Origin of the sequence: Cupriavidus phytohabitans, assembly GCF_000426345.1 — a bacterium.
Classification (GTDB): Bacteria; Pseudomonadota; Gammaproteobacteria; order Burkholderiales; family Burkholderiaceae; genus Cupriavidus.
The window spans coordinates 1-1,724 of record NZ_AUFE01000217.1; the positions used below are offsets into that span (position 1 = coordinate 1).

Annotated in this window: 2 protein-coding genes; one reads left to right on the forward strand and one right to left on the reverse strand. The window is 60.3% G+C overall.

The genetic code is table 11. The features are described from left to right. The first annotated feature begins 217 nt into the window (after positions 1-217). Positions 218-973, forward strand: coding sequence for an IS21-like element ISRme9 family helper ATPase IstB (istB, locus tag K309_RS0134805; protein WP_029050461.1), 756 nt, complete (start codon positions 218-220; stop codon positions 971-973). Positions 974-1,107: 134 nt separating this feature from the next. On the opposite strand, the gene K309_RS42320 is transcribed toward istB, so the two are convergent. Further along, complete coding sequence (locus tag K309_RS42320; RefSeq protein ID WP_156914554.1) at positions 1,108-1,482, reverse strand: hypothetical protein; 375 nt, start codon at positions 1,480-1,482, stop codon at positions 1,108-1,110. Positions 1,483-1,724 lie beyond the last annotated feature (242 nt).

A 1,724-nucleotide genomic window follows, 5' to 3' on the forward strand; every position in this document is an offset into this window, starting at 1 on the left:
AGATTCCTATTCGATCTGGGAGTTCTGCACGCAGCACAATTCTTCCGACGCCTTGCTGCGCCTTACCCTTCAACATTCTGCAGGCCGGACTAAGTCTGTGGTTTCCATCCTTGAAAACCATCTGGACCGGCAAGCCACTCTGCCGGTATCGGTAACCGAGTGGCATTCCCCATGCACGACAACGTGCGCGGACCCGACTACTACCATTAGGAAAACTATGCTGATGCAACACACCGTCGGCCAGCTCAAGGCCCTCAAGCTCGACGGGATGGCGCGGGCCTTCGAGGAACAGTCTGCCCTGACCGCCAGTTCCAGCCTGCCGTTCGAAGAACGCTTCTCCATGCTGGTCGACCGGGAGATTGCTTGGCGCGACACCAGGCGCCTGGAGCGGCTGCTGCGCTCGGCCAAGCTCAAGCACACCCAGGCATGCCTCGAGGATGTGGTCTATGACGGCAGTCGCGGCCTTGATCAGCGGCTGGTCGCTACCCTGGCCAGTTGCGACTGGATCCGCAACGCTCAGAGCCTCATCCTGACCGGGGCGACCGGTGCCGGCAAGTCCTGGTTGGCCTGTGCGTTTGCTCAGCAGGCCTGTCGACAGGGATTCTCTGCTCTCTATCTGCGGGTGCCTCGACTGTTCGAGGAGCTGCAGATCGCCCACGGCGACGGGAGCTCTACGCGCCGCCTGGCGCAACTCGCACGCATCGATGTTCTGGTGCTGGACGACTGGGGCCTACAGGAGCCTTCTGAAAGCGCTCGCGGCGATCTGCTGGAAGTTCTGGACGACCGCGTCGGTACCCGCTCGACCAGCGTGACAAGCCAGCTCCCGATCGAGCATTGGCACCAGTGGTTGAATGATCCGACGCTGGCTGACGCCATCCTGGACCGGCTGGTCCACCAGGCGCACAAGGTGGCGCTCAAAGGCGAATCCATGCGCAAGCGCACGGCAACCGACGCCAAGAAACGGGCATCGTGATCACCTACGCTACAATCTCCTGACCGCGCAGTACCACCTTCCTTCCCTGATCACGTTCGCCGAAACCGCTGATCACCTTCTCCGAAATCCGCATTGTGGCGCCGCGGAATTTCGGAAAGAGCGCCGTACTTCGCTCAATGTTTCGAGATCCGCGCCTTGGAACCAAGGGTGACATCCCAACGGTCGCAAAGCTCACCGATGATTTCCGCCTGGGCGCGGACCGACGCCTTTACCTCCGTTTGACGTCTCCGCACGAAGCTGGCGAGAGCTTGAACGATTTCATCGGCAAGACGAGGGGAAAGATGACGGACGGCCGCTGGTGTTTTGCCGGTCCCCTTCATCCTGGTGCCTTCAAGCAGATGCCTGACGCTGCTGCGACCGTGGGGCAGTTTATCGCGGACTTTGACCCTGAGCGCGTTCGCGTCGTGGCTCTTTGGCCCAGCCACCATGTAGATGAAAATGAAGAGTTCGGCCCGGATACGGTAGAGTAGTTGCTGGAGGATATCCAAAATGTGGATGGCCGGATCGAGGTTCTCTGTGCGGACGCCCGCAAGCGGGGGGAGGAGCGGGCTGCTCCTGGTAGATTTTTTTGACTTCTCGTAGCTGCCTCAGAAGGAGTGTGCGTGAGGCGATGTTGCATAAATCGAAATTGAAAACAGGGACTCCTCGGTGATGCTGAACTCAGGCGATACGGACGGATTGCGGGCGAGCAAGCGCGACCATGCGGTTGAGCACACCCGCACGGATGGCC

What these genes read in the sequence shown, in the direction of transcription:
- istB (WP_029050461.1), top strand. Translation starts at nt 218, where the DNA reads ATGCTGATGCAACACACCGTCGGCCAGCTCAAGGCCCTCAAGCTCGAC.